At 29.1% G+C, this 2,079-nt stretch carries 4 protein-coding genes; 3 read left to right on the top strand and 1 reads right to left on the bottom strand.

Annotated elements, in window-relative coordinates; translation table 11 throughout:
• Together ACHRVL_RS23005 and ACHRVL_RS23000 are read left to right on the top strand one after the other, a co-directional pair.
• On the top strand, nt 1–330 hold a 330-nt coding region (locus ACHRVL_RS23005; protein WP_395415593.1), incomplete at its 5' end, for a MarR family transcriptional regulator.
• A 41-nt stretch (nt 331–371) separates the two neighbouring features.
• On the top strand, nt 372–542 hold the full coding sequence (locus ACHRVL_RS23000) for a hypothetical protein (RefSeq protein WP_395326750.1): 171 nt from the start codon (nt 372–374) through the stop codon (nt 540–542).
• Nucleotides 543–900: 358 nt separating this feature from the next.
• Here ACHRVL_RS23000 and ACHRVL_RS22995 read toward each other — a convergent pair whose 3' ends face one another.
• Nucleotides 901–1,062 (bottom strand): hypothetical protein, encoded by a 162-nt coding sequence (locus ACHRVL_RS22995; protein WP_395326747.1) that lies wholly within the window; start codon nt 1,060–1,062, stop codon nt 901–903.
• Nucleotides 1,063–1,718: 656 nt separating this feature from the next.
• Here ACHRVL_RS22995 and ACHRVL_RS22990 point away from each other — a divergent pair.
• Nucleotides 1,719–2,079 (top strand): MarR family transcriptional regulator (locus tag ACHRVL_RS22990; RefSeq protein WP_395415592.1); only part of this gene is annotated, 361 nt, incomplete at its 3' end.

The raw sequence follows: 2,079 nt of genomic DNA, 5'->3' as shown, positions 1-2,079 counted from the left end.
ATAGGCGAAAAATTAAATATTTCAGAACGTTCTGTTATTAATGCGATCAACGAATTGGAGAAAAATAAAATAATTATAAGAACTAAACATCCTAACGATAAAAGGCGAAATGATTATTTTTTGAATCCATTCACTTCTTGGAAAGGTAATGCTGAATCAAGAAAAAAAATGATAGAAATTATACCTCCAAATCAATTAGATTTATTTGGTATTTCTGAAGAAGATCATAAAATAAGAGAAAAAAACGAAATTAAAAACAATATGCAATTAATTGACAATCAAGCAAATATAACGGACCAGATTAAAGAAATTACAGAAAAGAAATCTTAACTTGCTTTGTTCCAAAAAAGCTAAAAAAACCTAACACAAAGATGATAAAAATAGAAAATAAAGAAGGTAAACTCATCATTGACATAGATTTAAATATGGAAGATTCTCGGGAAATAACAAATATTCTACTTGAGAATAAAGATGAATTCGAAGTAAAATTACTTATGAGTCATTTAGCTGCTATTGTAGATTCTTTTAGGGAAAACAGATAGAATCGAACTAAACTTTGTGTTAGGTTTTTTTAGCTTTTTTGGAACAAAGCAAGCTTAAAAAAAGAAAAGAGCATCCTTGATCATGGATACTCTCTTGCTTCGTTCTCAGGATTTGGTGCTTCTCAAGGTCGTCCTCACGTTGCCTCTTTGTCCTCCCTCACCGATAGTTCAAAGATAAAAAAATAATCACACAAACCATAAAAAAGTCCGAAAAAGAAAGCCTTTTTAGTGCGTTAAATTGATTTACTTTTAATTTACACCGAAACATACCAATAAAAAAAAACAAGGCTTAAAACGGCTTAAAATAGCTTTTTTCTTTTTCAGACTTTTTACTCCAGAGAATTGTTTTTTTTTATGCCTATAAAACAACGAAATACAAGCCTAATATCAATAATCCTAGGATGAAAGATAAAGCAACAAAAATTTTAATCATCTTGTTTTGTGTAATTTCTAGATTTTCTTTTGATAATAAGTTTTTAGTGCTTTCTTCTTCTTTTTCATCAATTTTAAAATCTTTCATAGTGTAGTTTTTAAGGTTTGAATTTAAGGATTTTTAGCGGAAGCAAGAGGGAACGACGCAGCAGCGTTGTTCTAAACCTAAAGTACTGATTTTCAATGTTATTTTTTCTTGTAATTATCCCTAAAATTATCCTTATGCGTGCTATTAGCACGAAATATTTTTTTTTAAAAACGTTAACTATTTAATACACAGTGACTTACATGTAAATTAAATATGTGCTCTCAGCACGCATAAGGATAATTTTAGGGATAATTCACTTCTTTTTTTGATTTTAGCGAGGTGTGTTCTGATACGCATCAGAACTCTTTGCCCTTAGGGAATTAAAACACTCCAAAGTCGTTTATAAAAATCGCTACGCTATCCTCATTTCTGTAAAAGTTTTTTAGCTTCAAAAAAAACATTTTACAGAAATCGAGGGCATAAATATTCATCAATTATCATAATAGGTACGTGCGCGTGTAATGAGTACAGAATAGGGTATATATATAACTATATGATAACTAGATTGTTAACAAAAAAATAGGTGAAGCTGGTTGCACCTACCATGTCGTTTTTTTGCACCTATTTTTTGTTTTTTACGAAAATAGGTGCAGTTATTTGCAGATAATTTTATATGTTTACATGCAGAAAATTTCACCTAAAAAAAGAGGTAAAAAATGGATTTAAATAAGAAAAAATTAGCTGAAGACATTAAAAATTTAATGCCGGAAGCAAGTACTATTAGCGTTAATTTCGGAAAAAAAAGAGTTCCATTACCTCCAAATATAATGGTATTTCAAACTTTTGCTTTTTTAGCTGCAACCGAATTAAAGCCAGCTACAAATAAAGTTTTAATGCTTTTTTTTGCTAATTCTGCATATGAAAACTATGTAGGTATGGATATCGTTACAATAGGCGAAAAATTAAATATTTCAGAACGTTCTGTTATTAATGCGATCAACGAATTGGAGAAAAATAAAATAATTATAAGAACTAAACATCCTAACGATAAAAGGCGAAATGATTATTTTTTGAATC

The organism is Flavobacterium sp. FlaQc-28, from assembly GCF_044007415.1.
Classification (GTDB): Bacteria; Bacteroidota; Bacteroidia; order Flavobacteriales; family Flavobacteriaceae; genus Flavobacterium.
The sequence above is the reverse complement of the archived record's forward strand: the minus strand, read 5'-3'. Positions and strand labels throughout refer to the sequence as shown.

Excerpts from the sequence above, each read along its gene's own strand:
- ACHRVL_RS23000 (WP_395326750.1), top strand. The coding sequence starts at position 372 with ATGATAAAAATAGAAAATAAAGAAGGTAAACTCATCATTGACATAGAT.
- ACHRVL_RS22995 (WP_395326747.1), bottom strand. The coding sequence starts at position 1,062 with ATGAAAGATTTTAAAATTGATGAAAAAGAAGAAGAAAGCACTAAAAAC.